The following is a 23615-nucleotide window of genomic DNA, read 5'->3' as shown; positions in this document are numbered from 1 at the left end:
ATGGCTTATGACGATCTTCGCTCCCTGCTCCGGGCCCTGGAGCGCGAGGGCGACCTGAAGCGCATCAAGGCCGAAGTCGACCCGTATCTGGAGGTCGGCGAGATCGTCGACCGGGTCAACAAGGCGGGCGGCCCGGCGCTCCTCTTCGAGAACGTGCGCGGCTCGTCCATGCCGCTCGCCATGAACGTGTACGGGACGGACCGGCGCCTGCTCAAGGCGCTGGGCCTCAAGTCGTACGCGGAGATCAGCGACAAGATCGGCGGGCTGCTCAAGCCCGAGCTGCCGCAGGGCTTCGTCGGCATCCGCGAGGCCTTCGGCAAGCTCGGCGCGATGACCCACGTACCGCCGAAGAAGGTCAAGGACGCTCCGGTCCAGGAGGTCGTCCTGACCGGCGACGACGTGGATCTGGAGCAGCTGCCGGCGCTGTTCACCTGGCCGGAGGACGGCGGGTCCTTCTTCAATCTGGGGCTCACGCACACCAAGCACCCCGAGACGGGCGTCCGGAACCTCGGCCTCTACCGGCTGCAGCGCCACGACAAGCGCACCATCGGGATGCACTGGCAGATCCACAAGGACAGCCGCAACCACTACCAGGTGGCCGCCAAGCGCGGCGAGAAGCTGCCGGTCGCCATTGCCTTCGGCTGCCCGCCCGCCGTCACCTACGCCTCGACCGCGCCGCTGCCCGGGGACATGGACGAGTACCTGCTCGCCGGGTTCATCCAGGGCAAGCGCGTCGAGATGGTCGACTGCAAGACCGTGCCGCTGCAGGTGCCGGCCAACGCCGAGGTCGTGATCGAGGGCTGGCTGGAGCCCGGCGAGATGCTGCCGGAGGGTCCGTTCGGCGACCACACGGGTTTCTACACCCCGCAGGAGCCATTCCCCGCGCTGAAGATCGACTGTGTGACGATGCGTCGCCGGCCGCTGCTGCAGTCGATCGTGGTCGGCCGGCCGCCGACGGAGGACGGTCCGCTGGGCCGCGCGACTGAGCGCTTCTTCCTGCCGCTCCTCAAGATCATCGTGCCGGACATCGTGGACTACCACCTGCCCGAGTCAGGCGGCTTCCACAACTGCGCGATCGTCTCGATCGACAAGAAGTATCCGAAGCACGCGCAGAAGGTGATGTCCGCGATCTGGGGCGCGCACATGATGTCGCTGACCAAGCTGATCGTCGTGGTCGACGCCGACTGCGATGTGCACGATCTGCACGAGGTCGCCTGGCGCGCGCTCGGCAACACGGACTACGCGCGGGACCTGATGATCACCGAGGGCCCGGTCGACCACCTCGACCACGCCTCGTACCAGCAGTTCTGGGGCGGCAAGGCGGGCATCGACGCCACCAAGAAGCTGCCCGAAGAGGGTTATACGAGGGACGGCGGCTGGCCGAACATGGTCGAGTCCGACCCCTCGACGGCGACACTCGTGGACCGCCGCTGGAAGGAGTACGGCCTGTGAGCCCCGTGGCGACGGGCGGCCCGGCGCTCTTCCTCGGCGAGGACGACTACGTGGCCCTGGTGCGGCCCGAGATCGATCCGGCCGACCCCGAGGTGGTGCGGGCCGCCGCGCAGGCCGGGGTCACACCCGAGGAGTTCGCGGGACCGTCCGGGACCTGGGCCGTGCTGTGGGAGCGCGACGGCGAGGGCGACGGCTTCGAGCTGCCCGGCGTACGCGATGCCGAGCCCGCGGCCTTCGCCGAGGCGCTGCGGGCCGAACTGGCCGCGGGGAGCGAGAAGTTCACCGTCGACGGCGGGGCCGTACTGCGTCTCGAAGGGGCCGCGCAAGGCGAAGGCGCCTGGTCCCTGACCGCGCACCTCACCCCGCCCGGCGACGAGGCGAGCCCCCTCGCGGTCGTGACCGGCCCGCTGCCCGCTGCCGGGCTCCTGGCAGACCTCGACGCGTTTCTGGAGAGCCTCGCATGATGACCACCGCCGACGAGGTCGTGGGCCAGCCCCCGTCAAGCAGCAGGCTGAAGGCGTTTCTGCGGCTCGTCATGATCGAGCACTCGGTGTTCGCGCTGCCGTTCGCGTACATCGCCGCGCTCACCGCGATGTTCCAGCTCGACAAGAACATCCACTGGGGGCGGCTGCTCCTGGTCACCATCTGCATGGTGGGGCTGCGGACCTTCGCGATGGCCGCGAACCGGATCATCGACCGCGAGATCGACGCCCGCAATCCGCGCACGGCCGGGCGCGAACTCGTGACCGGTGCGGTGTCGGTGAAGTCCGCGTGGACCGGCGCGATCGTCGCGGTCGTGATCTTCCTGGGCTCGGCGGCGCTGCTCAACCCGCTGTGCCTGGCGCTCGCGCCGCTCGCCGTCGTGCCGATGGTGGTCTATCCGTACGGCAAGCGGTTCACGAACTTCCCGCACGCGATCCTCGGCCTCGCCCAGGCCATAGGGCCGATCGGCGCGTGGCTCGCGATCACCGGCGAGTGGTCCTGGGACGCGGTCATCCTCGGGCTCGCGGTCGGCATCTGGATCGGCGGCTTCGACCTGATCTTCGCCTGCCAGGACGTGGCGGCGGACCGCGCCGAGGGCGTGAAGTCGGTGCCGGCCCGCTTCGGGATCGCGGCCGCGCTGTACGGGGCGCGGGGTGCGCATGTCGTCACGACGGCGCTCCTCGCCTGGTACGCGTACGCCACCGACGCCGGGTTCTTCTTCTGGCTCGGCCTGATGATCGTGGCGGCGGCCTTCGCGTACGAGCACGCGATCGTGACGCCGAAGGACCTGTCCCGCCTCAACCGCGCGTTCTTCACGGTGAACGGGTTCATCGGGATCGCGCTGTTCGTGTGCGCGCTGCTCGATCTGCTGGTGCGGGGCCTGACGGTCTAGCCGCTTCGGGAGGTCCGCTACGACACCGTCATCCGCCGAGTCAGCTCGGCGAGGCGGTGTCGTTGCACTTTGGTCGCCTGACCGATCACCAGGGGGCGCAGCAGCTTCGGATACGTGACGCTGACGGTCTCGGTCACGTGGGTGCCCGCCCCGTCCGGGGTGAGGTCCACCCTGGCGGTCAGCCGGACGCGGCCGGGGCTTTGGACGTCGCTCACGATCCGCCGCCCGTGCTCGGGGAACGTCATCGTCACGCGGATCGGGTTGTCCCAGCGCAGCGGGCCGAGGACACGGAAGCGCTCCACCGCCACGTACCGGACCGCGTCGCCGTCGGTGACGACATCGCGTACCGCGACCAGCAGGGGAGAGAGCCCGATATAGCTCTCCGGGTCCGCGAGGTGCGCGAAGATCCGCGCCGCCGGGGCGGGAACGGTGACGTCGTGGGTGAACTCCTCGGTGGGCACGGCGACATCATGCCCCGGCGATCACCGCGGGAACAGAGGCGAGCCGGCGCGGCACCCTCGTGAACATCGGCTCGGTGGCCGGCCGCGAGACCGTCCTTGCCAGGGCGCGCCGGCAGGCCTGAAATCCGGTGATACCGCCCGCAGTTGACCGATCCGGAGCAGCCGCGGACCGCGCCGGAGCAGCCGCGGACGGCCCCGAAGCGGTCAACTGTCAGTCGCTGTCGTAATGTTCAGCGGATCATCAGCACGCTCACCGTGCGCCGGCCGATCCGCCGGGCGCCGCGACGAGGGGGAAGTCCGTGCAGTTCAAGCTCCTGCCGCGTTCGTTGTCCGGCTGGACCATGTCCATATTCGGTGTACTGGCCGCAGGCATGGGCATCGTGGGCCTGATCGCCCCCGACGTCCTGATCAAGATGATGGGCTTCTCGTCCGCGCCGGACGGCGGACGCGGCGACGGCGACTACACGGTGGTCTTCCTGACGGCCTCGTCCATGGCCGCGCTCAACATGGGCGTCTACTACGTCCTTGCCGCAGCGAGCGATTGGACGGCCTTCTTCCGCTGGACCGTTCCGTTCCGCCTCCTCACCTGCACCGTCTTCACCCTGGCCGTGCTCGGCGACCGCGCGCCCGCCGGGTTCATCGGGGTGGGCCTGTGGGAGGGACTCGGCGCCGTGGCGACCGCGATCGCCCTGCGCAAGGACAAGCAGCGGGCCGTGCCGCCGGCTCCTGCCGCGGCTGTCTGACCGGGTCCGTTCGTCCTTTAAGCTTCACTGCGGCTCCGGGGGTTGTCTCGTGGCTCGCGACTTGGTTCGTGACTTGGCTCGTACGAAGAGACGACCCCGCAGGGAGAAGTGAGGTATGCCGGTGATCTGCGTCGGAGGCATGATCGGCATCGGCAAGACGAGCGTCGCCGAGCTGATCGCCAAGGATCTGGGCAGCGAGGTCTTCTACGAGAGCGTGGACGACAACCCGATCCTGCCGCTCTTCTACACGGCGAGCCCCGAGGAGATACAGGCCAAGCGCTACCCCTTCCTCCTCCAGCTCTACTTCCTGCAGACCCGGTTCGCCTCCATCAAGGAGGCGTACAAGAAGGGCGACAACGTCCTCGACCGGTCCATCTACGAGGACTGGTACTTCGCCAAGGTCAACCACGACCTGGGCCGGATCAGCTCCCTCGAGATGCAGGTGTACGAGGGGCTGCTCGCCGAGATGATGCGCGAGATCGACGGCCTGCCCTACCGCAAGGCGCCGGACCTCATGGTCTACCTCAAGGCGGACTTCGAGACGGTCCTGCACCGGATCGGGCTGCGGGGACGCGACTTCGAGCAGGACGAGAGCCTCGTCGCGTACTACCGGACCCTGTGGTCCGGCTACGACGCCTGGGTGCACGAGCACTACTCGGCCAGCGAGGTCCTCGTCATCGACATGAACCACACGGACGTGGTGAACAACCCCGAGGACGCCGCCCGCGTCGTCCAGCAGGTCAAGGACGCCCTGACGTCGGCCCGCGCCGCGCTCTAGCCGGACTTGATCAGGGCGCAGGCCCTTGTGTGCGGTGGAGGTGCCTGCGTCCGGCTAGCGCGCGCGGCGGAACGCGAACGCCGCCACCACTCCGCCGAGCAGACCGAACAGGTGCCCCTGCCACGAGATGCCGTCCGTCGTCGGCAGGACGCCCCACAGGATCGAGCCGTACACGGCGCCGACCAGCAGGCCGATCACGACATCGCCGATCCGGCGGTCCACGAAGCCGCGGACCAGCAGATAGCCGAAGAGGCCGAAGACCACGCCCGAGGCGCCGGCCGTCACGGAGTACGCGGGCGCCGTGAGCCAGACACCCAGACCGCTCGCGAGCACGATCGTGGCGACCACCGCCGCGAAGCGCCGTATCCCCGAGAGCGCCGCCAGGAAGCCGAGCACGAGCAGCGGCATGCTGTTGGCGATCAGGTGGTCCCAGCCGTAGTGCAGGAAGGCCGCCGGGATCACGTCCCGGAGCTCGGTGAACTCGCGCGGGGATATGCCGTACGTGTCCAGGGCGTGGCCCGAGGCCACGTCGACCGCTTCGAGCAGCCACAGCAGCGCCAGCCACCCGGCCATGACCAGACCGGCCGCCTTCGCGCGGTCGCGGCGGCGCTCGGCGGGCGCGGGCGGCGGGAGCGGTGACGTGTATCCGTACGACATGAGCGGACCCCCAGGCTCGCGGACCGCTCACGCAGCGCGGCCCTCACTTCGCTCAACGCATGGGAGGCGCGGCCTGGTTCCGGGCCGCCGGATAGGCTCGGGGGCATGAACGACGCCGAGCGCATCCCCTGGGTCGTAGGGGTCTCCGGAGCCTCCGGGACGCCGTACGCGGCAGCCGTCCTGCGCGGGCTCCTCGCGGCGGGCGAGAGCGTGGACCTGGTGGTCAGCCGGGCCTCGCGGCTCACGCTGCTCGACGAGACGGGCATCGCGTACAGAGACGCGCACTGGCGCGAGGACCTGGGGGAGTGGCTCGCCCGGGGAGCGGACGGCAAGCCCGAAACGTTCCCGCACCCCGGCCTCGGCGACGTACGGCACTGGAGCGCCGGTGACCTCGCGGCCGGGCCGAGCTCGGGCTCGTACAAGACCAAGGGGATGCTGATCGTGCCCGCCTCGACGGCCTGTGTGGCCGGAGTGGCACTGGGACTCTCGAAGGACCTGCTGCAGCGCACGGCGAGTGTGACGCTCAAGGAGAGCCGCAAGCTGGTGGTCGCGGTGCGCGAGACACCGCTGAACGGGCAGACGCTCAAGCATCTGGTGAGCCTGGACGAGGCGGGAGCCGTGGTGCTCCCGGCCTCGCCGGCGTTCTACGCGGGGGCGACGCACATCCAGGATCTGGTGGACTTCGTCGCGGGGCGGGTGCTCGACGCGGCAGGGGTGCCGCACGGGCTGTACCGCCGCTGGGAGGGTGAACTCGGCGGCGGCTCCCGCGAAGGGCCTCAGCGCTGACGCGCGGGGGGCCTCAGCGCTTCTTGCCGCGCACCGAGCGGGACACCTTGTCCGCGCGGGCAGCGGCGATCGGGGACTTGTGGGCACGCGAGCGGTCGGCCAGCTCCTGCAGCGAGCGCATGTGGGCGTAGGCCATCTCGAGCGTGTACACGGTGAGGACACTCCTATAGATCGTCGTTGATCTTCTGCGACCGCAAGCCGCAGAAAACGCGAGAAACGCGAAAAGTTCTGCAAGAATCGCAGGGGAACCGCCCTGCATGCCTTAGATTTTACACCTAAACTCGCAGGATCGCTAAATAATGGAAGGTGCCGGCGCATGGACGCGGTGGACAGGCAGCTCATTCAGGCCCTGAGAGAGAACGGCCGGGCGTCGTACGCCGAACTGGGCCGTCTCGTAGGCCTGTCGGGACCCAGCGTCACCGACCGCATCAACCGGCTCGAGAGCGCGGGCGTCATCACCGGCTACCGCGCCACGGTCGACTCCGCCTCGCTCGGCCTCGGTGTGACCGCCCTGATCGGCATCTCGCTCTCCGACGCCGCCGACCACGAGGACGTGGCGCGCCGGCTGAGGGACCTCAGCGAGATCGAGGACTGCTGGTTCATCGCGGGCGACGACTCGTACATGCTCAAGGTGCGCGCGGGCGACGTGGACGGTCTGGAGAAGACGATCCGCCGGCTCAGCGGCACGAAGGGCGTCTCGCGTACGCGCACGACCATCGTGCTCTCCACCAAGTGGGAGAACCGGGTCGGCGAACTGCCCGAGCAGCTCTGAGCCCGCGTTGTACGGGGGGCGGTCGCCGGAGGTGTCGGTGGCGGGGCGTACCGTGGACGGTCGGCACAAGTAGTCATTTCTGGGAGGCGGCCAGGTGGACGCGGGACTCAAGCGCGAACTTGAAGACAAGGTCCGCTCCGGGGAGCGGCTGACCCGCGAGGACGGCATCGCGCTCTACGAGAGCGACGATCTGGCCTGGCTGGGCGGGCTCGCCCACGAGGTGCGGACGCGGAAGAACGGCGACGTCGTCCACTTCAACGTCAACCGCCACCTCAACATGACCAATGTGTGCACCGCGTCGTGCGCGTACTGCTCGTTCCAGCGCAAGCCGGGCGAGAAGGACGCGTACACGATGCGCATCGAGGAAGCCGTCCGCCTCGCCAAGGCGATGGAGAACGACAACCTCACCGAGCTGCACATCGTCAACGGTCTGCACCCCAACCTGCCGTGGCGCTACTACCCGCGCTCCCTCAGCGAGCTCAAGAAGGCGCTGCCGAACGTCTCCCTGAAGGCCTTCACCGCCACCGAGATCCACCACTTCGAGACGATCTCCGGGATGTCGGCCTCCGACATCCTCGACGAGCTGATCGAGGCCGGTCTGGAGTCCCTGACCGGCGGCGGCGCCGAGATCTTCGACTGGGAAGTGCGTCAGCACATCGTCGACCACCGCACCCACTGGGAGGACTGGTCGCGCATCCACCGGCTCGCGCACTCCAAGGGTCTGAAGACCCCGTGCACGATGCTGTACGGGCACATCGAGGAGCCCCGCCACCGCGTCGACCACGTCCTTCGGCTGCGTGAACTGCAGGACGAGACCGGCGGTTTCCAGGTCTTCATCCCGCTGCGCTACCAGCACGACTTCGTCGACATGCAGGACGGCAAGGTCCGCAACAAGCTGCAGGCGCGCACCACGATGGCGACCGGCGCCGAGGCCCTGAAGACCTTCGCGGTCTCGCGTCTGCTCTTCGACAACATCCCGCACGTCAAGGTCTTCTGGGTGATGCACGGAGTGCAGACCGCCCAGCTCGCGCTGCAGCACGGCGCGGACGACATGGACGGCTCGGTCGTCGAGTACAAGATCACGCATGACGCCGACAACTACGGCACCCCCAACAAGCTGGGCCGCGAGGACCTGCTCGACCTGATCCGCGACGCAGGCTTCCAGCCCGTCGAGCGCAACACGCGCTACGAGATCATCCGCGAGTACCCCGGCCCCGAGGCGGACCGCCGCGAGTCGCCGCAGCCCATGCGCGTCTGAGGCTCCCGACCCATGCCCTTGCGCTTCGAACTGGACCCCGCCATAGGTCCACAGCTCCGTGACGGCCTGCTCGCGCTCTGGGCCGATGTGTCCAACGCGGGCGGCGCCGTCGGGTTCGTCCCGCCCGTCACCGCCGAGGAGATACGGCCCGAGCTGGTCAAGCACTTCGCCGCGATGACGGAGGGCCGCACCCGGCTCCTCGTCGGGTACGACGAGGAGGGCGCCGTCGCCGCGACGGCCTTCCTCACGTACAACACCCATCGCCTCATGCGGCACTGGATCTGGGCGTACACCGTGATGGTGCACCCGCGGCACCAGGGCAAGGGGTACGGGCGTGACCTGATGGCCGCCGTCGAGGAGGCCGCGCGCGGGTTCGACGGGATCGAGCTGATCCGGCTCACCTGCCGCGGCGGCACCGGGGTCGACCGGTTCTACGCGTCCTGCGGCTACAAGGACGGCGGCCGGGTGCCCGGAGCGATCCGGGTCGAACCCGGGGACGACCGGGACGACATCACGATGTATCTGCCCCTGTACTGACCGGAAAACGGACATGGTTCACTGGTCGGGCAGGATTCTCGGAATGAAAAGAGGCCAGCCGTGGCAGCCAAGGTGAACGCCACTCTCCGCTACAGCCTGATGCGTATCGGCATCTTCGTCGGCAGCTTCGCCGTGCTGTGGGCCCTGGTCTACTTCGGGGTCCTCCCGCGCGGCCTCGGCGACTCCAACTACCTGTGGGTGCTGGTGCTCGCCATCGTCATCTCCGCGCCGCTCAGCTTCGTGCTCCTGCGCAAGCAGCGCGACGAGATGTCCGAGCAGATCGTCACCCGCGTCGACCGCGCCAAGACCCGGTTCGCGGAGAACCGCAGCATGGAGGACGGCATCTGAGGCGCAGGCCGCGCCGCAGAACGCCTGTAAGACTCGTCACACTTCGCCACCCCTGGGCCCTTCGGCCCAGGGGTTTCCTGGTCTTCGGGCCCTTCGGCCCCAAAGCAGCCCTTTGAGTTCCCCAAAGTTCAAGTGTTAACGTGTTCGACATGAAGACAGCAGCTGCGCCCCGCGACCCGAAGAGCATTGCGCTCGTCGCGCGCCTGCATGTCGATCTTTGCCGCTGCATGTCCGCGGCCTGTTGCCGCGCTTGAGCTAGCGACACAATGCAGCGGCGCCGCTTCACCTGACACTTGCGGCCGTCGCTCCACCTTGAAGTCCGTACGTCCCCCCATGCCCCCGCGCACCTCAACTGGAGTGCCCCCGTGTCCTCGACTGTCCAGGACTCCCCGCAGAAGCCCGCCGGCTTCCGCATACCCCTGCCCTTCTGGGCGCAGATCCTCATCGGTCTCGTCGTGGGTGTCGGCCTCGGTGCCATCGCCCGTAACGGCGAGGTCGAGTGGCTGACCACGACGCTCGACCAGATCGGCTCGATCTTCGTCCAGCTGCTCAAGCTGGCCGTCGCCCCGCTGGTCTTCTTCGCGATCCTGGTGTCGATCACCAACCTGCGGAAGGTCAACAACGCGGCGCGCCTCGCCTCGCGCACGCTGCTCTGGTTCATGATCACGTCGCTGATCGCGGTCGTCATCGGCCTCGTCATCGGCCTGGTCACCAACCCGGGTGCCGGTACCGGCCTCACGCCGAAGGACGGCGCGAAGCCCGACTCCACCGGCTCCTGGGTCGACTTCCTGACCGGCATCATCCCGACCGACATCATCACGCCGTTCACCGAGCTGAACGTGCTGCAGATCGTCTTCATGGCCGCCGTCGCCGGTATCGCCATCCTGAAGATCGGCGAGAAGGCCAAGCCGATCCTCGACCTGAGCGAGTCCATCCTCGAGCTGCTGCAGAAGGCCCTGTGGTGGGTCATCCTGCTCTCCCCGATCGGCACCATCGGCCTCATCGGCACCGCCATCGCCACGTACGGCTGGGATCTGATCAGCAAGTACGCGACGTTCACCGCGGACATCTACATCGGTTGCGCCCTGGTCCTGTTCGGCGTCTACCCGCTGCTCCTGTCGACCGTCGCCAAGGTCAACCCGCTGCAGTTCTTCAAGGGCGCCTGGCCCGCGATCCAGCTGGCCTTCGTCTCCCGCTCCTCGGTCGGCACCATGCCGCTGACCCAGAAGGTCACCGAGCGCCTCGGCGTGCCGAAGGAGTACACCTCCTTCGCCGTCCCGTTCGGCGCCACGACCAAGATGGACGGCTGCGCCGCGATCTACCCGTCGATCGCCGCGATCTTCGTCGCGCACATCTTCGACGTGCAGCTGGGCATCAAGGAGTACCTGCTCATCGTCTTCGTCTCGGTCATCGGCTCCGCGGCCACCGCGGGTCTGACCGGCGCGACGGTCATGCTCACCCTGACCCTCTCCACCCTGGGTCTCCCGATGGAGGGCGTGGGCCTGCTCCTGGCGATCGACCCGATCCTGGACATGATGCGCACCGCGACGAACGTGGCCGGCCAAGTTGCAACACCGTTGATCGTGGCTGCTCGTGAAGGCATTCTCGACAAGGACGCGTACAACTCGGCTACCGCGTCTCCGATCGACGAGCAGTACGAGGACAAGCACGCTGTGCCAGCTGCTGCCTGAATCCTCTTCTCGGCCTCGGTGCCCGTACTCCCGGTGTGGGGGTGCGGGCACCTCGCTGTTCGCTAGCCTCTCCACCCAAGTGCTCGGCCGAAGTTGCTCTTGTCTCGCCCAATCTCGCGCAGCAGACTCAGCTCATGGTCGCCAAGTCCGGGCAGAAATGTACGCGTTGTGGAGCTGGGTGCAGGGCTGAGAGAAACCGCTGTACGGCTGGGTGTGCGCACGCTGCGCGCATGAGCTGGACGCCTACTACATCATGATCTCCGGGATGCGTGGCGGTGACCCTGTGAAGCTGTTCCTGGCAGATCGCGAGGCGGGCAAGGTCCCCCCGCGCACGTAGAGGTGGCCGCGTCCGGTTTGGTCCATCTCCACCATGCGGCCACCAGGGTTGGCATCCTGGTGGGATGTGGCGACGATGGAAGCAAAAGCGGGCTTTTGGAGTGTACGCCGCCGCCGGTCGTCGGCATGGCTGGTCGATATCCCAAGGATGGACGCGGGCGAGGATTGCTGTTGTCGTCGCGTTTTTCCTCTCTGGTGCCCTCGCTCTAATCTTCACTCCGATAAGCAGGGTGTATGTGGAATGGTTATCCGGGGCGGACTGGGACAGAATGGATGGTGCTGCAAGGGCGGCAGCGGTTGGACAGTTTCGTCTCGCGGTGGTTCAAGTGTTGGCTGCTATTGGAGCCGGAGTTGCTCTTACGTTCACAGCTTTCAACTATCGCTTGAGTCGTCGTGGTCAAGTGACGGATCGATTCACTAAAGCTCTGGAACGCTTGGGGTCGGATCGGTTATACGTCAGGCTCGGAGGGATTAGAGCGCTAGAGCAGATCGTTGAGGATGCTCCGGACCAAGCAACCCATGCGTGTCAAGTTCTCCTGACGTTCGTGCGGGAACAGACCCCGCGCGCCCTTGACGGTATTCCCGGCGAACATAACCGTATAGTTTCAGCCCGCCGGAGCGCTAAACGCAAGATGGACCTGGCGCTGGCTGCTACGCCTCTGCCTTCCAAGCCTGCCGAAGATGTTCACGCCGCCCTTGAGGTGCTGCTCACGCGCCTAGGTGGCCCGGGCTTGTTCGTGCAGCTAAGCGGCCTCCACCTGGCAGGACTTGAGCTCGATGGGGTGGATCTAGCGCTCTCCGCCCTGGCGGGTACAGACCTATCTTCATCCGTCATGTGGGATTCTAATTTCTCTGAAGCGATTCTAGACAATGCGAATCTATCCGGCGCCCATTTCGCGGGGTCACATTTTCAGGGTGCCACGCTTAGAGGCGCAAACCTCTCGTCCGCTATTCTTTGGGGTGTCGATTTTAGTGAGGCAGAACTGAATGGGGCGATACTGGAAGGTGCGTCACTTTGGCGGGAAGGGGCTCACGCGGGGCCGGCTCTCGTCGATGTCGAACAACTTCTCACCGCTAAGCTGGACAGGGGCACGATCCTTCCTCCGGATATCGCGGCGGACGCCCGCATTGTTGCCCGGTTGAATGAAGAGGGTCTACCGGGCAACGCGGTCAGCGTGGACGAAGCCGATTGAGGGAAATGGAAGGCTGGTTGCCGGCCGCCCCACCCACTGGTCTGACCTGATCCCTGCCTTCCATCTCTCCTCACCTTCTGCCCTGGGACGGCCGCGCACCCGAATCGGCCGGCTGGGCAGTTCGGCATGCGGGTTGAGCACGCGTCTGGCCTTGCGGCCCTCGCCGGGGACTTGGTCCATGGGAGCGGGTTCGCCAGCATCGTGCCGCCGCCGCGATCCGGCCTCGTTTGTAAAGCACAAAGCGGCTTGTGCCTGTACGGTTCCATCCCCCTTGGCCCCATGTTGCTTTTCGCCCCTCGCGGGCGCGGCCGGTCGCCGACGCGCGCCCCCGGTGGCGTAGACATTGAGGGAGGTGCGTGGCGGCGGCCGGACGGCGCCGCCGCGCTTGCGCGGCCCAGATCCCTTTGCGGATCTACCTCACTTTGTGAGTCCTTTTGGTTTGTTGGGGTTCTTGGGGTCTGCCCGTTCGCATGCGACTGGGCATGGTGTTGCTCTTGGTCTTTCTCATTTCAGAGGCCGGATCGCGGTGGCGGCACGGTGGGGGCGTTGCCCGCGTCACCGTGGACCGCGGGCCTGCCGGCGTAGGCCGATTGGCCTGGGCGCGTGCGACCAGTCCCGCTCTACCGGCGGGCATCGCGCCGAACAGCAACGCCAGAACCTTGGCCTGCCCGAACCGGATACCACCCTGGTCCTGGCCCACTGGCAGTACGCCGGCCACGGCCACACCCCCGGCGAATCTGCCCTCGCCGCATCAATCGCCGAAGACATCCGGATCAACCGCGAAACCGCTCGTGAGGCGCTGCAAGGTGATCATGTAGGGGTGAACTGACATGGCTGCTGACGAGGAAGAGATTCCCCAGTGGGTTGCTGAGCTTCTTGCCGACTGGGTGCCCCCGGATGACTACGACGTTCGCCTACAAGCCGTGTTGGACAGCTACATCGTGGAGGAGAACCAGCGTGCGGTCAGGGAGCTGAGGAAGAACTTGCGCCTGTCAACGTGATCTTGATGGATTCGGGTTCCGGTGGCCTCCGCCTGCCGCGACCTACGCTGAACACCTGCACTTCCTTGATCACCGTGGCTGCGATCTCTCGTCGGCGTTCAAGGTTCTCCGGCTTGTCATCGAGCCATAGAGCGAGCATGTCGGGCGCAGTGCGGGTCGCAGCGATCACCAGGGCACTTTCGCGAGCCTGAAGCCTCTTGAGTTCTGCGCGCAGGTGGGTGAGGGCGTCGAAGTAGTCCTCGTCCTCGATTGCGCTGTCCTTCCAGCGGGAACGCAGAAGCCGAATTCGCTCCTCCAGGTTCCTGATCTCCTGCATCAGGTCCTCGTCCGGTTCCGGTGCTGGGGCCGGCTTCCGTGTCTTCAGCGCTGCTGTCACCACGATATTGAGGCGGTCTTCGATCCACGTGTACTGGCGACTGACCTTCCCGCAGGCCATCTGCCCGTCGCGCTTCACCTGGGTCGAATTGCAGTAGGTGCGCCGAGAGGTGACATTCCCCCTCTTCTGCCACTGAACGCTGAGAGTTGAGCCGCAGTGCCCGCACGTCATGAAGCCGGAGTACAGGTGCTTGCGCTTGCCCGATCCCTGAGCGGCAGGGGTGGCACGGCTGTCCAGCACCGTTTGGGTGTTCTCCCACTCCTCTCGGGTCAAGGGGTGCGGGTAGATGCTGTCGCCGATGTCCTGGCCTTTGTAGGTGACGACTCCGCCCAGTCGTTCGGAGCGGTAGACCCGCTTGACCTTGTGGATCGTCCACTCCGTCTGTCCGCCGGATGAACGGGAACCTGCGCTGTTCCAGGCTCGGGCCACGTCCCCGGGCGTCTTGCCGTTCATGAGCATGTTGTAGCCGTCGCGGATCAGCTCGACTTCCTCGGGCACGATGCGCTGGAAGTTCGAACCGGCCTCGAACCCGAAGACGCGGGGACCGCCGGCGTGGGGTTTGCCCTTCTCCCGGCGTTGCAGGAGCGCGGCATTGATCCGCTCTCCCATGCGTTCGGTCTCCTGCTGCGCGACCGCACCCTTGATGGTCAGGATCATCCGACCTGAAGCCGTGGACGTGTCCTCGCCCTCGGTGGTGGCGAAGAGGAACCCGTGCTCCTTCTGCTCTTCCAGGAACGCGGTCAACTCGGAGATCCGGCGCGTCAGTCGGTCGATCGAGTACACGACGATGGCGTCGATCACCCCGTCTCTGGCGTCCCGCAGCATCTCGGCGTACTTGGGTCTCTGCTTGCGGCTCGTGGTCGACGCTGAGATGTCGTTGTCCGGATAGATCGCGTGCACTGACCAACCTCGCTGGTCGCACAGTTCGCGGCAGGCCTGTTCCTGGCGCTGAATGCCCAGCTCCTGGCCCTTGCGGTCCTTGCTGATCCGTACGTAGATCCCCACGCGCCTTGGCTTCGCCACGGCCAACCCCCAGCCATTTCAACGGACTTGAGATCAGGCTAGCGGGACATGCATGGTTGATGTGCGGTTACTAACGTGGCCGGCCAGGCGGCCGTCCCGGTCATCGTGGCCGCCCGTGAGGGCATCCTCGACAAGGAGGCCTACAACTCGGCCTCCGCGTCTCCGATCGACGCGTACGACGAGCCGCGCGAGGACACGCGCGCCGTGCCGGCTGCTGCCTGATCGGTTCCTTGGCCTCGGTGCCCGTACTCCTCTGTGGGGTGCGGGCACCTTGCCGTTCTTGCCTGAGGCAGACCTCGGTCGAGGCAGGCCTCAGTCGAGGCAGAACTCGGTCGAGGCAGACCTCAGTCGAGGCAGAACTCGTTGCCCTCGATGTCCTGCATCACAATGCAGGATTCGTTCTCGCCGTCGGCAAGCATCGTTCGCACATGGACCGCGCCAAGCGCGACCAGCCGCGCGCACTCGGCTTCCAGCGTGGCCAGCCGCTCCTCACCCACCAGCCCGAGACCGGCCCGCACATCGAGGTGCAGCCGGTTCTTGACGACCTTCCCTTCGGGAACGCGCTGGAAGAGCACGCGCGGGCCCGCACCCGAGGGATCGCTGCACGCGAAGTAGACCGGCTGATCCTCGGGCGGCAGCGAGCGGTGGTAGTCCACCCACGTGGCGAACCCCTCCGGGACCGGAGGCACGACATACCCCAGCACCTCGGACCAGAAGGCGGCGAGACGCGCGGGTTCCGCGCAGTCGAAGGTCACTTGGATCTGCTTGATCGTTGACATCGGCGCACGATAACAAGGCCCCCGCGCGGCCCGCCGCTGTGGGACGGCCTCAGGCCTGGATCCAGCGGCCGACCAGTTCGATGAAGGCCTTCTCGTGTGCCTTCACGTCGGCGAGGTCCTTGAACGTGACCGTTGCCCGGTCACCGGACCGCCACCGCATCAGGCCGCTGTCCTCCTTGAAGGAGAAGTCGCCGGTGCCGTCCTTCACCTTGGCGCCCCGGTGGAAGATGAGCTGTACGTCCGGGGACTTGAGCTGGAAGGTGATCCGGTCGGTGCCGTCGTAGCAGAAGCTCGGTGCGTTCCATTTCACCTGCTCGGTGAGGTCGGGGTCGGCCGCCAGGATCGCGGTGCGGAGATATTCGACCGCCTCTTTGTGCGGGTGCTCGACCGTCTCCATGAACGTGTCGACCTTGCCGCTCCGGTTCGTCATCGCATGGACCCCTTGTCGTAGGTCAGTCAGTGATACCCACGTCGTGGAAGAACTGGTAGCGGCTGGGGTCGTCCGGCAGGAACCAGTGGAAGCCCTCCAGGAAGAACACCGCCACCAGGTTCACCGCGATCACCAGGCCGACGAAGCCGAGCACGGCAAGACCCGCCGTGCGGTACAGCGGGGACGTGGGGAGTTCGGTGTCGGACGTGAGGTGGGCGAAGGTCAGGACGATGCCGACGGCCACCACCGAGGCCATGAAGAGGATCCAGGCCCATACGTACATGTGCAGGCCGAGCACCGGGCTTCCGTACCCCTTGTCGCCGGGCAGGATGTGCAGCATCGTCTGGCGCCAGGACGTGAAGCCGCCCGCCATGACGGCGACGAGCGCCATGCCCCAGCCCATCATGTAGTCGCGGCCGGTGAGGGACCCGCTCATGCCGCGGCGCACGATCCAGGCCGCGCCGAGCGCCGCGAGCAGCATGAACATGCGCTGCACCATGCACAGCGGGCACGGGTAGTCCCAGCTGATGAACTGCACGCCGAGTCCGCCGCAGACCACGCCGGTCCAGCCGACGGCGAAGAAGCAGGCGAACCAGAACTGGAGCCGGCCCAGGAGGCTGCCGGGGCGGGTGGTGTCCGCGGGCGCGGAGGTCGTCGCCGCCATGTCAGTAGCTCAGTCCGAGCTTGAGGCTGCTGGTGATGTGGTGCGACAGCAGGCCGATGGTGGCCAGCAGCACCACCCACCAGATGGCGAGGATGATCTTTCTCGGGCGGTCCTGGTACAGGACCACCAGGGCGGCGAGCAGCCCGCCGAAGATGAGGGTGTCCATGCGCGCGGACGGTAGGCGCCGCGGACCCCGCAAGGGGTGACCTGGCGGTCGGCGCCCCGGTGCGATCACCCGTGAGGCCGCCGGGTTGCGCCCTTCGGGCCTGGGGACGGCAGGGCCTACGGCCCGCTGCCGAGGCGTCCAACGGGTCTGGCCGGGCGCCGCTCCCGTCGCCGAGGATGGAGGTCGCGACGGGCGGCGACGGGCCGCGAAGGGAGCATCGGGTGAAGAGGATCGAGACCGCGCGGCTCGTGCTGCGGCGCTGGCGCGACGAGGACGTGGCCGCGATGGCCGCCGTCAACGCCGACCCCGAGGTGATGCGCTGGATCGGCGACGGGTCGGTGCGGGACGAGGCGCGTACCCGGGCCGGGATCGAGGCGATCGAGCGGGAGTGGGAGCACGAGGGGTTCGGGCTCTTCGCGGTCGAGGTGCGCGAGAGCGGCCGGCTCGCCGGGTTCACCGGGCTCTCGGTGCCGCACTTCCTGCCCGAGGTGCTGCCGGCGGTCGAGATCGGCTGGCGGCTCGGGCGTGAGTTCTGGGGCAAGGGGTACGCGACGGAGGCCGCCGGGGCGGCCCTTCGCTTCGGGTTCCTCGACCGGGGTCTGAACCAGATCGTCAGCATCGCCCAGCCCGAGAACACGGCTTCGGAACGGATCATGGCCAAGCTGGGGATGCGGCTGCTCCGGGAGACGGTGGATCCGGGGGCCGGGCGGGTGGCCCGGGTGCATGGCCTGAGCAGGGCCGAGTACGAGGCGGCCGCGGCGTAACCCGGGCGGCCGGGGAGCAATACCGCGCGCGGCCGGGGAGCAACACCGCGCGCGGCCGGGGAGCAACGCCGTCCGGGCAGCCGGGGAGCACCACCGCGAGGGCGGCCGCGCGGCACCCTCCACCCGTGGTCCGCCCACCCCCGGTCCGCCCTGGCATATGCATGCGTACGCTTGCCTCGACGTGCTGGGGCAGGACGCGGGGAGGGCGGGGCCGGTGCAGGAGACGGGCGCTGGGAAGAAGGCGGCCGGCGGCCGTAGAGGCAAGCGGATGCCGCGGGCCGAGCGGGAGCGGCAGATGATGGACGCCGCCGTCGCCACCTTCGGCAGGCGCGGCTACCGGTCGGCCTCCATGGACGAGATCGCCGAACTCGCCGGTGTCTCCAAGCCGTTGGTCTATCTGTATCTGAACTCGAAGGAAGACCTGTTCAGCGCCTGTATCCGGCGCGAGGCCGCCGCCCTGGTCGAGGCGGTGCGCGGCGGCATCACGCCCGGTGAGCCCGCCGACCAGCAGCTGTGGGCCGGACTGCTGGCCTTCTTCACCCACACCGCCGAGAGCCCCGACGGCTGGGCGGTCCTGCACAGCCAGGCCCGTACCCACGGCGAACCCTTCGCGCGCGAAGTGGCCGTGATGCGCGAGGAGATCGTCGCTTTCGTGACGCTGCTCATCGCCGAGGCGGCCCGCGAGGCGCACAGCAATCCGACGCTCCCCGAGGGCGAGGTCGCCCCGCTCGCCGAGGCGCTGGTCGGCGCGGCCGAGGCGCTCGCCGTCTGGGCCAATGCGACCCCCGGCGTCACCGCCCGCGAAGCCGCCACCACCCTGATGAACTTCGCCTGGTCGGGCCTGGCCAACCTGATGCACGGAAAGCCCTGGTCACCTCCCAAGTGACGTGGGGCTCACCCGCGCAGTGACACCTGCCCCGACAGATGCAACCTGCCGTCCCCGCCCCGCAGTTCGAAGGCGCCGGCCTCCGCCCCGTACGCCACGGTGCTCGGCAGCAGTACGGGCGCCTTGAAGTCCACCCGTACATCCACCGGCCCCTCGAACGGCTGCTCCGCCAGACACCGCGCCGCCGTCCACATCCCGTGGGCGATCTGCCGCGGGAAGCCGAAGGCCCTGGCTGTCAGCGGGTGCAGATGGATGGGGTTGCGGTCGCCGGAGACGGCCCCGTAGCGCCGGCCGAGCGAGGCCGGAAGGCGCCAAGTCGCCTGTACGGGAAGGGGGTTGTCCGCAGGGCGGTCCGGTGCCTGCCCGGGCTTCCCGTGCCGTGCCAGATACGTCGACCGCGACATCCACACCGTCTCGGCCCGTCCCGCGCACCGCACCCGCGTCACCACGGTCGCCTCCGTGCCGCGCCGGTGGGGCGCCAACTTCTCGGCGTGTACGAAGAGTTCGAGCCGGTCCCCGACCCGCAGCGGCGCCGCCTCCTGCCGGATCTCGATCGACGTATGGACCAGGCCGAGCAGCGGCAGCGGGAAGTCCCGCGCCGCCATCAGCTTCATCGCCAGCGGAAAGCCGAGCACATGCGGATACGTGACAGGCAGCCGCCCGTCCGCCGGGAACCCGCACAGCTCGGCGTACGCGGTGAGCCGCGCCGGATCCACCGCGGCCTCGGCGAGCTCGACCGAGCGCTCGGGCAGCGGCGCGTCGGGGCGGGGCCGCTTCAGAGGTGAGCGCACGGCGCCCGCGAACAGCACGGGAGCGAGGCGAGGGGGGTGCCCCAGGCGTACGACGGTCATCGGCGGGCTCCCGGGCTGCGGATGGTTGATTCTCGAATGATCTTCGGATGCGCAAGCTACTCGACGGTCGGGGTCCAGGTCGATGCCCTGAACAGGGCCGATGCCCCGACTCCGGCCGGCTGCGCCCCCGGGTACCCGGTCACATGCGCCATCAGGCCGAAATGCCTGGAAAGCGCCCCCCACCTATCGTGGCCCAAGGGGCACCCCCAGCGAAGGGCTGCCGATGCACATACGCGCGATCGCCTCAGTAGCCGCCCTGACCCTGCTCGGGAGCGGCGCCGCCCGGGCCGGGTCCGCCGACGAGGACCGGCCGCCGGATCTGCGCAGCTTCTACAGCCAGCAGATCAAGTGGGGCGCGTGCAAGGGGCTCGCGCATGCGCCGGAAGGCCTGGAGTGCGGCACGGTCAAGGTCCCGCTGGACTACGCCGACCCCGGCAAGGAGACCCTGCAGCTGGCGATGGCCCGTTTCAAGGCCTCGGTGAAGAAGCCGCGCGGCTCCGTGGTGCTGAACTTCGGCGGCCCCGGCGGCCCCGGTGTGCCCGGCCTCGCAGGCGGTGAGAAGGTCTTCGGCGAACTGACCAACGCGTACGACGTGGTGAGCTTCGATCCCCGCGGTGTGGGCCGCAGCGCGCCCGTGACCTGCGGTGACGGTTCGGATATGCCGGAGCTCGAGCCGCCGGGGGAGGACGGGGACGAGGCCGCCCTCGCGCTGGACATGCTCAAGGCGCAGTACGAGGTGTGCCGCAAGCACTCCGGTCCCGTCCTCGCGCACATGGGGACCGTGGACGTCTCGCGCGACCTCGATGTGATCCGCGCGGCGCTAGGCGACAAGAAGCTCAACTATCTCGGCTTCTCCTACGGGACGCGGCTCGGCGCCGTGTACACCGCGCAGTTCCCGAAGAAGGTCGGCCGGATGGTGCTGGACGGCGTGGACACCCTTACCGAACCGCTCGCCGAACAGGCGCTGGTGGGCGCCAAGGGCCAGCAGACCGCCCTGGACAACTTCGTCACCTGGTGCGCGGGGAACACCGGCTGCGCGCTCGGACCCAACTCGCGCGAGGCCAAGGAGAACATCGTCAAGCTGGTGAAACAGCTCAACTCCGACCCGGTGCGGAGCATGTTCGGCCAGTTCACCGGCGAGGACCTGGTCGCCGCCATGGGGCACGCGCTCTACCAGCGCGACCTGTGGCCGTATCTCTCCCAGGGCCTGCTCTCGCTGCTCACCGACGGCGATCCGCGGACCCTGCTGCGGATCTCCGGCGCCCTGGTGCTGTCCGCACCGGAGGGGGTGCCGCCCGTGCAGCGGCGTGACATCGGCCTGTACGGGCGTGACGTCGGCTCGTACGGGCGTGACATCGGCCCGTACGAGGAGGACGTCCCGTTCGACAACTCCACCGCCGCACTGATCGCCGTCAACTGCGCCGACGATCCGGACCGGTTGACCGCGGCCGACCTCAAGGACGAAGCGGGCATCAAGCGGTTGGAGGCCGACTTCACCCGGGCCTCGCCGGTGTTCGGACCGGCCCGGCTCTACGAGGTGCTGCTGTGCGCCGGCCGCCCCAAGGGCACCGACTACATCCGCGAGATCGAGGACGTCGACAGCCCGAAGTTCCTGATGGTCGGCACCCGCGGCGACCCGGCCACCCCGTACCAGTGGACGCCCGAGACCGCCCGACGGCTCGGCGACTCGGCCGTGGTCCTCGACAACAAGGGCGAGGGGCACACCGGTTACGCCTCGTCGAAGTGCGTGAAGGGCAAGGTCAACGCCTTCCTGCTGTACGGCTCGCTGCCGAGCGACGGGTCGTCCTGCGGTCCGGAACGGCACTGAGGCGGGGCCCGCAGGCACTGAAGCGAGGCCCTCACCGGCACTGAAGCGGGGCCCGGCACAAAACCGGGCCCCGCTTCCCGCCGCGTCCGCCCCCGTCAGCAGTTGCCGGACGTCGGCTTCCCCGCGAACCGGTCCGCGAGCCAGTTCTGCACTCGCGTCACCTCGGTGATCACGCCGGACACGTGCTCCCCGACCACGATCGTCCGCCAGTCCACGGCGGCGCCCCGCGCACACCAGTCCTTGCGCAGCCCCGTCCCCAGCGAGTACGGGATCAGCTCATCGGCGAGCGCGTGGTACAGGTACACCGGGTGATCCGGCTTGTGCGTGCCGAGATCCGACTCGTTGAGCCGCTTCTGCCACTCGGGCGTCGCCAGCGGATCCCTGGTCGTCAGATCGGAGATCCGCTTGAAGGATCCGACCGTCGAGTCGATGGCCACGCAGTTGTTGCGGAAGAACCCGATCAGCGCCTTGCCCGCCGTATTGAGATACGAGTCGAGCTTCAGCTCGGGATACGCGGCGTCCTGGCCCGCGGCCGCCATGAAGAGCAGCCCCGATCCGTAGGACCCGTTGTGCACCGGCACCAGCTTCTCCAGATGCGCCGGTACGCCACCGGTCGCCGTGCCCTTGACGTTCAGCTCGGGCGCGTACGAATCCTTCAACTCGGCTGCCCAGGACGAGGCTTGACCGCCCTGTGAGTAGCCGACGATTCCGATCGGGCTCTGTGCGGTGATCCCCGAGGACGCCGCGGCCGGAATACGCTGGGCGGCGCGTGCCGCGTCCAGCATGGCGTGCCCGGCCGAAGGCCCTGCCGTATAGGTGTGCTCGCCCGGTGTGCCGAGTCCCTCGTAGTCGGTGACGACCACGGCCCAGCCGCGCCACAGGTACTGCTGGATCAGATTGGCCTCCATCGTGGTGCCCTTGGGGAAGCCCGCGCTGGGTGCGCAGGAGTCCCCGAGGCCGACGGTGCCCACGGCGTAGGTGATCAGGGGGCGCGGTCCGCTCTTGCCGTCCTTGGGGACGATCACGGTGCCGGTGACGGTGTTGGCCTGTCCGGTCGCCGAGGTCGACCGGTAACTGATCTTCCAGGCCTTGGTGTTGGTGGGTTGCAGCGGCAGCGGATGGAACGATGAATCGGCGACGCTGATGACGTCGCCGGGCTGCTCCGCGGCCTGGGGCGCCGCGGAGGCTGTGGCCGGCAGTACGGCCACGGCCAGGGCGGCGGTGCACAGTCCCGAGAGGAGCGATCTGGGGATACGCATGCGGCTCTCCCAACTGTCCTGTGGGGATGGGTCAGTTGAGGTGAAGGTAGTGACTGGCGAGTAAGTTGCGGGCTGACCGGGCAGCTCAGCTTTGCTGACTCCGCGTCTCATGAGCGGCCGGTGCCACCTGGGCCGCCGTGGCCAGCCGGTACGCCCCCGGTGTCGTCCCCGTCCACCGCCGAAAGGCCCGGTGGAAGGCCGTGTCCTCGGAGAACCCGAGCCGCGCCGCCAGCTCCGCGATCGGCTCGCTGCCCTCGGCGAGCCCCGCGATCGCGGCGTCCCTGCGCACGGTGTCCTTCAGCTCCTTGTACGAGGTGCTCTCCGCCGCGAGCCGCCGCCGCAGCGTCGCCGGGCTCACCGCAAGGCGCGCCGCGATCTCGCCGAGCGCGGGCAGCCGTGGTGAGTCCCCGAGCGCCCGCACGAGCGCCCGCCGCACCTGCTCGGCCACCGTCGTCCCGTACTCGCGCCGGCTGAGCAGCTCGAACGGCGCCCGCCGCAGCATCTGCGCCAGCTCGCCTTCGTCGCGTACGAGGGGTGCGGCGAGGTACTGCGCGGGGAACGCGGCACCCGTACGCGAGGACCCGAAGTGCACCGGACAGCCGAAGAGTTGAGGGAACTCGTCCTTGTACGGCGGCGGGGGAGAGGCGAAAGAGGTCCAGGTCAGCGGGATGCGCCGCCCTATCAGCCAGCTGCAGAGCCGGTGCCAGATGATCACCACGCACTCGGCGAGGAAGCGCTGCTCCTCGGACGCGAAGTCATTGCGGACGACGAGCACCGCCTCGTCGCCTTCCCGCGCGAGGGCCAGATCCGGACCGCCGGGAAAGAGCCCGTAGAACGTCACGCCGCGCTCGATCGCCGCACCCAGATCCCGGCTGCCGAGCGAGGCGTGGCACATCATCGCGAAGGTGCCGGGACGGCTCGGTGCCGTGCTGAGCCCGAGGAACTCGTCGCCCGTCAGCTCGTACAACTCCCGGAAGAGCCGGACGAATTGTGCCGGTGTGACCCGTGCCCGCTCGTCGCCGAGCAGCAGCGGAGGTATCTGCGCCCGCTGCAGCAGGGGAACGGTGTCGATGCCTCGGCGCTGGACGCCGCTCAGCAGCGCCCGCACCTGGTGCACGCTGATCGTCCGCCTCGCCATGGTCATGACGGTAGCGGGACTGAGCTCCAAGGTCAGTGGTGCTGACGTCCCCAGTCATCCCTT

Annotated in this window: 27 protein-coding genes and 2 pseudogenes; 18 read left to right on the top strand and 11 right to left on the bottom strand. The window is 68.2% G+C overall.

What is annotated here, in order from left to right; translation table 11 throughout:
* From JAO81_RS16200 to mqnP, 3 genes are read left to right on the top strand one after another with little or no spacing between them, the layout of a single operon-like run.
* Positions 1-1452: a menaquinone biosynthesis decarboxylase gene (locus JAO81_RS16200; protein ID WP_199548552.1), complete on the top strand. Its 1452-nt coding sequence runs from the start codon at positions 1-3 to the stop codon at positions 1450-1452.
* Positions 1449-1916: a hypothetical protein gene (locus JAO81_RS16195; protein WP_199548551.1), complete on the top strand. Its 468-nt coding sequence runs from the start codon at positions 1449-1451 to the stop codon at positions 1914-1916. Before JAO81_RS16200 ends, JAO81_RS16195 begins: the two co-directional genes overlap by 4 nt.
* Positions 1913-2827 (top strand): menaquinone biosynthesis prenyltransferase MqnP, encoded by a 915-nt coding sequence (mqnP, locus tag JAO81_RS16190; RefSeq protein WP_374194301.1) that lies wholly within the window; start codon positions 1913-1915, stop codon positions 2825-2827. The genes JAO81_RS16195 and mqnP overlap by 4 nt, the downstream gene beginning before the upstream one ends.
* A 17-nt stretch (positions 2828-2844) precedes the next feature.
* Here mqnP and JAO81_RS16185 read toward each other — a convergent pair whose 3' ends face one another.
* Positions 2845-3288 (bottom strand): SRPBCC family protein, encoded by a 444-nt coding sequence (locus tag JAO81_RS16185; protein WP_199548550.1) that lies wholly within the window; start codon positions 3286-3288, stop codon positions 2845-2847.
* Positions 3289-3629: 341 nt separating this feature from the next.
* Between JAO81_RS16185 and JAO81_RS16180 the strand changes: the two genes are divergently transcribed.
* Both JAO81_RS16180 and JAO81_RS16175 read left to right on the top strand, forming a co-directional pair.
* Positions 3630-4031 (top strand): hypothetical protein, encoded by a 402-nt coding sequence (locus tag JAO81_RS16180; protein WP_199548580.1) that lies wholly within the window; start codon positions 3630-3632, stop codon positions 4029-4031.
* 115 nt (positions 4032-4146) lie between these two features.
* A complete protein-coding gene (locus JAO81_RS16175) occupies positions 4147-4809 on the top strand; it encodes a deoxynucleoside kinase (protein ID WP_199548549.1) in 663 nt (220 codons plus the stop codon).
* 54 nt (positions 4810-4863) lie between these two features.
* Here the strand turns inward: JAO81_RS16175 and JAO81_RS16170 are convergent, their stop codons facing one another.
* The gene (locus JAO81_RS16170; RefSeq protein WP_199548548.1) at positions 4864-5466 is read right to left on the bottom strand and encodes a rhomboid family intramembrane serine protease; all 603 of its coding nucleotides are present in this window, start codon (positions 5464-5466) and stop codon (positions 4864-4866) included.
* 105 nt (positions 5467-5571) lie between these two features.
* On the opposite strand from JAO81_RS16170, the gene JAO81_RS16165 reads away from it, so the two are divergent.
* Entirely contained in the window at positions 5572-6252 is a 681-nt protein-coding gene (locus tag JAO81_RS16165) for a UbiX family flavin prenyltransferase (protein ID WP_199548547.1), read from the top strand.
* Between the two features lie 13 nt (positions 6253-6265).
* Here the strand turns inward: JAO81_RS16165 and JAO81_RS16160 are convergent, their stop codons facing one another.
* Positions 6266-6403, bottom strand: a complete 138-nt coding sequence (locus JAO81_RS16160) for a hypothetical protein (RefSeq protein WP_199548586.1) — start codon at positions 6401-6403, stop codon at positions 6266-6268.
* Positions 6404-6568: 165 nt separating this feature from the next.
* On the opposite strand from JAO81_RS16160, the gene JAO81_RS16155 reads away from it, so the two are divergent.
* The 8 genes and pseudogenes from JAO81_RS16155 to JAO81_RS16125 all read left to right on the top strand — a co-directional run bounded on the left by JAO81_RS16155 (position 6569) and on the right by JAO81_RS16125 (position 13388).
* Positions 6569-7024, top strand: coding sequence for an Lrp/AsnC family transcriptional regulator (locus JAO81_RS16155; protein WP_199548546.1), 456 nt, complete (start codon positions 6569-6571; stop codon positions 7022-7024).
* Between the two features lie 94 nt (positions 7025-7118).
* Positions 7119-8282, top strand: a complete 1164-nt coding sequence (gene mqnE / locus JAO81_RS16150; RefSeq protein ID WP_199548545.1) for an aminofutalosine synthase MqnE — start codon at positions 7119-7121, stop codon at positions 8280-8282.
* Between the two features lie 12 nt (positions 8283-8294).
* Positions 8295-8819: a GNAT family N-acetyltransferase gene (locus JAO81_RS16145; RefSeq protein WP_199548544.1), complete on the top strand. Its 525-nt coding sequence runs from the start codon at positions 8295-8297 to the stop codon at positions 8817-8819.
* Between the two features lie 60 nt (positions 8820-8879).
* Positions 8880-9167: a DUF4229 domain-containing protein gene (locus JAO81_RS16140; RefSeq protein WP_307813418.1), complete on the top strand. Its 288-nt coding sequence runs from the start codon at positions 8880-8882 to the stop codon at positions 9165-9167.
* Positions 9168-9532: 365 nt separating this feature from the next.
* Entirely contained in the window at positions 9533-10858 is a 1326-nt protein-coding gene (locus JAO81_RS16135) for a dicarboxylate/amino acid:cation symporter (protein ID WP_199548543.1), read from the top strand.
* A gap of 566 nt (positions 10859-11424) precedes the next feature.
* Positions 11425-12387: a pentapeptide repeat-containing protein gene (locus tag JAO81_RS43685; RefSeq protein WP_199548542.1), complete on the top strand. Its 963-nt coding sequence runs from the start codon at positions 11425-11427 to the stop codon at positions 12385-12387.
* A 577-nt stretch (positions 12388-12964) separates the two neighbouring features.
* Positions 12965-13216 (top strand): annotated as a pseudogene (locus tag JAO81_RS42490) (replication initiation protein); the annotation flags it as partial.
* A 1-nt stretch (position 13217) separates the two neighbouring features.
* The gene (locus JAO81_RS16125; protein ID WP_199548541.1) at positions 13218-13388 is read left to right on the top strand and encodes a hypothetical protein; all 171 of its coding nucleotides are present in this window, start codon (positions 13218-13220) and stop codon (positions 13386-13388) included.
* On the opposite strand, the gene JAO81_RS16120 is transcribed toward JAO81_RS16125, so the two are convergent.
* Complete coding sequence (locus tag JAO81_RS16120) at positions 13351-14769, bottom strand: recombinase family protein (protein WP_307813417.1); 1419 nt, start codon at positions 14767-14769, stop codon at positions 13351-13353. The two genes, JAO81_RS16125 and JAO81_RS16120, sit on opposite strands and share 38 nt — an antisense overlap.
* An 87-nt stretch (positions 14770-14856) precedes the next feature.
* On the opposite strand from JAO81_RS16120, the pseudogene JAO81_RS16115 reads away from it, so the two are divergent.
* Positions 14857-15009: pseudogene (locus JAO81_RS16115) on the top strand (dicarboxylate/amino acid:cation symporter); the annotation flags it as partial.
* Between the two features lie 122 nt (positions 15010-15131).
* Here JAO81_RS16115 and JAO81_RS16110 read toward each other — a convergent pair.
* From JAO81_RS16110 to JAO81_RS16095, 4 genes are read right to left on the bottom strand one after another with little or no spacing between them, the layout of a single operon-like run.
* Entirely contained in the window at positions 15132-15566 is a 435-nt protein-coding gene (locus tag JAO81_RS16110; protein ID WP_199548539.1) for a VOC family protein, read from the bottom strand.
* A 49-nt stretch (positions 15567-15615) separates the two neighbouring features.
* Positions 15616-15996: a DUF1801 domain-containing protein gene (locus JAO81_RS16105; RefSeq protein ID WP_199548538.1), complete on the bottom strand. Its 381-nt coding sequence runs from the start codon at positions 15994-15996 to the stop codon at positions 15616-15618.
* A gap of 22 nt (positions 15997-16018) precedes the next feature.
* The gene (locus tag JAO81_RS16100; RefSeq protein ID WP_199548537.1) at positions 16019-16660 is read right to left on the bottom strand and encodes a disulfide bond formation protein B; all 642 of its coding nucleotides are present in this window, start codon (positions 16658-16660) and stop codon (positions 16019-16021) included.
* A 1-nt stretch (position 16661) separates the two neighbouring features.
* On the bottom strand, positions 16662-16826 hold the full coding sequence (locus JAO81_RS16095) for a DUF5993 family protein (protein WP_199548536.1): 165 nt from the start codon (positions 16824-16826) through the stop codon (positions 16662-16664).
* A 221-nt stretch (positions 16827-17047) separates the two neighbouring features.
* Here JAO81_RS16095 and JAO81_RS16090 point away from each other — a divergent pair, with 221 nt between their 5' ends.
* Together JAO81_RS16090 and JAO81_RS16085 are read left to right on the top strand one after the other, a co-directional pair.
* Positions 17048-17590 carry a GNAT family N-acetyltransferase gene (locus JAO81_RS16090; protein ID WP_307813416.1) on the top strand — a complete coding sequence of 181 codons (543 nt, stop codon included), beginning with the start codon at positions 17048-17050 and terminating at the stop codon, positions 17588-17590.
* Positions 17591-17858: 268 nt separating this feature from the next.
* The gene (locus JAO81_RS16085; RefSeq protein WP_199548578.1) at positions 17859-18476 is read left to right on the top strand and encodes a TetR/AcrR family transcriptional regulator; all 618 of its coding nucleotides are present in this window, start codon (positions 17859-17861) and stop codon (positions 18474-18476) included.
* Positions 18477-18484: 8 nt separating this feature from the next.
* Here the strand turns inward: JAO81_RS16085 and JAO81_RS16080 are convergent, their stop codons facing one another.
* A complete protein-coding gene (locus JAO81_RS16080) occupies positions 18485-19327 on the bottom strand; it encodes a MaoC/PaaZ C-terminal domain-containing protein (RefSeq protein ID WP_199548534.1) in 843 nt (280 codons plus the stop codon).
* Between the two features lie 223 nt (positions 19328-19550).
* Between JAO81_RS16080 and JAO81_RS16075 the strand changes: the two genes are divergently transcribed.
* Entirely contained in the window at positions 19551-21155 is a 1605-nt protein-coding gene (locus JAO81_RS16075) for an alpha/beta hydrolase (protein WP_199548533.1), read from the top strand.
* 95 nt (positions 21156-21250) lie between these two features.
* Here the strand turns inward: JAO81_RS16075 and JAO81_RS16070 are convergent, their stop codons facing one another.
* Complete coding sequence (locus JAO81_RS16070) at positions 21251-22414, bottom strand: lipase family protein (protein ID WP_199548532.1); 1164 nt, start codon at positions 22412-22414, stop codon at positions 21251-21253.
* An 85-nt stretch (positions 22415-22499) separates the two neighbouring features.
* Positions 22500-23558: an AraC family transcriptional regulator gene (locus JAO81_RS16065; protein WP_374194300.1), complete on the bottom strand. Its 1059-nt coding sequence runs from the start codon at positions 23556-23558 to the stop codon at positions 22500-22502.
* Between the last annotated feature and the right edge of the window lie 57 nt (positions 23559-23615).

Origin of the sequence: Streptomyces sp. N35, assembly GCF_016464295.1 — a bacterium.
GTDB lineage: Bacteria > Actinomycetota > Actinomycetes > Streptomycetales > Streptomycetaceae > Streptomyces.
The sequence above is the reverse complement of the archived record's forward strand: the minus strand, read 5'-3'. Positions and strand labels throughout refer to the sequence as shown.

Coding starts and splice junctions, on each gene's coding strand:
- JAO81_RS16165 (WP_199548547.1), top strand. CDS start 5,572: ATGAACGACGCCGAGCGCATCCCCTGGGTCGTAGGGGTCTCCGGAGCC.
- JAO81_RS16170 (WP_199548548.1), bottom strand. CDS start 5,466: ATGTCGTACGGATACACGTCACCGCTCCCGCCGCCCGCGCCCGCCGAG.
- JAO81_RS16110 (WP_199548539.1), bottom strand. CDS start 15,566: ATGTCAACGATCAAGCAGATCCAAGTGACCTTCGACTGCGCGGAACCC.
- JAO81_RS16065 (WP_374194300.1), bottom strand. CDS start 23,558: ATGACCATGGCGAGGCGGACGATCAGCGTGCACCAGGTGCGGGCGCTG.
- JAO81_RS16155 (WP_199548546.1), top strand. CDS start 6,569: ATGGACGCGGTGGACAGGCAGCTCATTCAGGCCCTGAGAGAGAACGGC.
- JAO81_RS16070 (WP_199548532.1), bottom strand. CDS start 22,414: ATGCGTATCCCCAGATCGCTCCTCTCGGGACTGTGCACCGCCGCCCTG.
- JAO81_RS16105 (WP_199548538.1), bottom strand. CDS start 15,996: ATGACGAACCGGAGCGGCAAGGTCGACACGTTCATGGAGACGGTCGAG.
- JAO81_RS16080 (WP_199548534.1), bottom strand. CDS start 19,327: ATGACCGTCGTACGCCTGGGGCACCCCCCTCGCCTCGCTCCCGTGCTG.
- JAO81_RS16175 (WP_199548549.1), top strand. CDS start 4,147: ATGCCGGTGATCTGCGTCGGAGGCATGATCGGCATCGGCAAGACGAGC.
- JAO81_RS16085 (WP_199548578.1), top strand. CDS start 17,859: ATGCCGCGGGCCGAGCGGGAGCGGCAGATGATGGACGCCGCCGTCGCC.
- JAO81_RS16095 (WP_199548536.1), bottom strand. CDS start 16,826: ATGGACACCCTCATCTTCGGCGGGCTGCTCGCCGCCCTGGTGGTCCTG.
- JAO81_RS16180 (WP_199548580.1), top strand. CDS start 3,630: ATGTCCATATTCGGTGTACTGGCCGCAGGCATGGGCATCGTGGGCCTG.
- JAO81_RS16125 (WP_199548541.1), top strand. CDS start 13,218: ATGGCTGCTGACGAGGAAGAGATTCCCCAGTGGGTTGCTGAGCTTCTT.
- JAO81_RS16145 (WP_199548544.1), top strand. CDS start 8,295: ATGCCCTTGCGCTTCGAACTGGACCCCGCCATAGGTCCACAGCTCCGT.
- mqnP (WP_374194301.1), top strand. CDS start 1,913: ATGATGACCACCGCCGACGAGGTCGTGGGCCAGCCCCCGTCAAGCAGC.
- JAO81_RS16075 (WP_199548533.1), top strand. CDS start 19,551: ATGCACATACGCGCGATCGCCTCAGTAGCCGCCCTGACCCTGCTCGGG.
- JAO81_RS16100 (WP_199548537.1), bottom strand. CDS start 16,660: ATGGCGGCGACGACCTCCGCGCCCGCGGACACCACCCGCCCCGGCAGC.
- JAO81_RS16200 (WP_199548552.1), top strand. CDS start 1: ATGGCTTATGACGATCTTCGCTCCCTGCTCCGGGCCCTGGAGCGCGAG.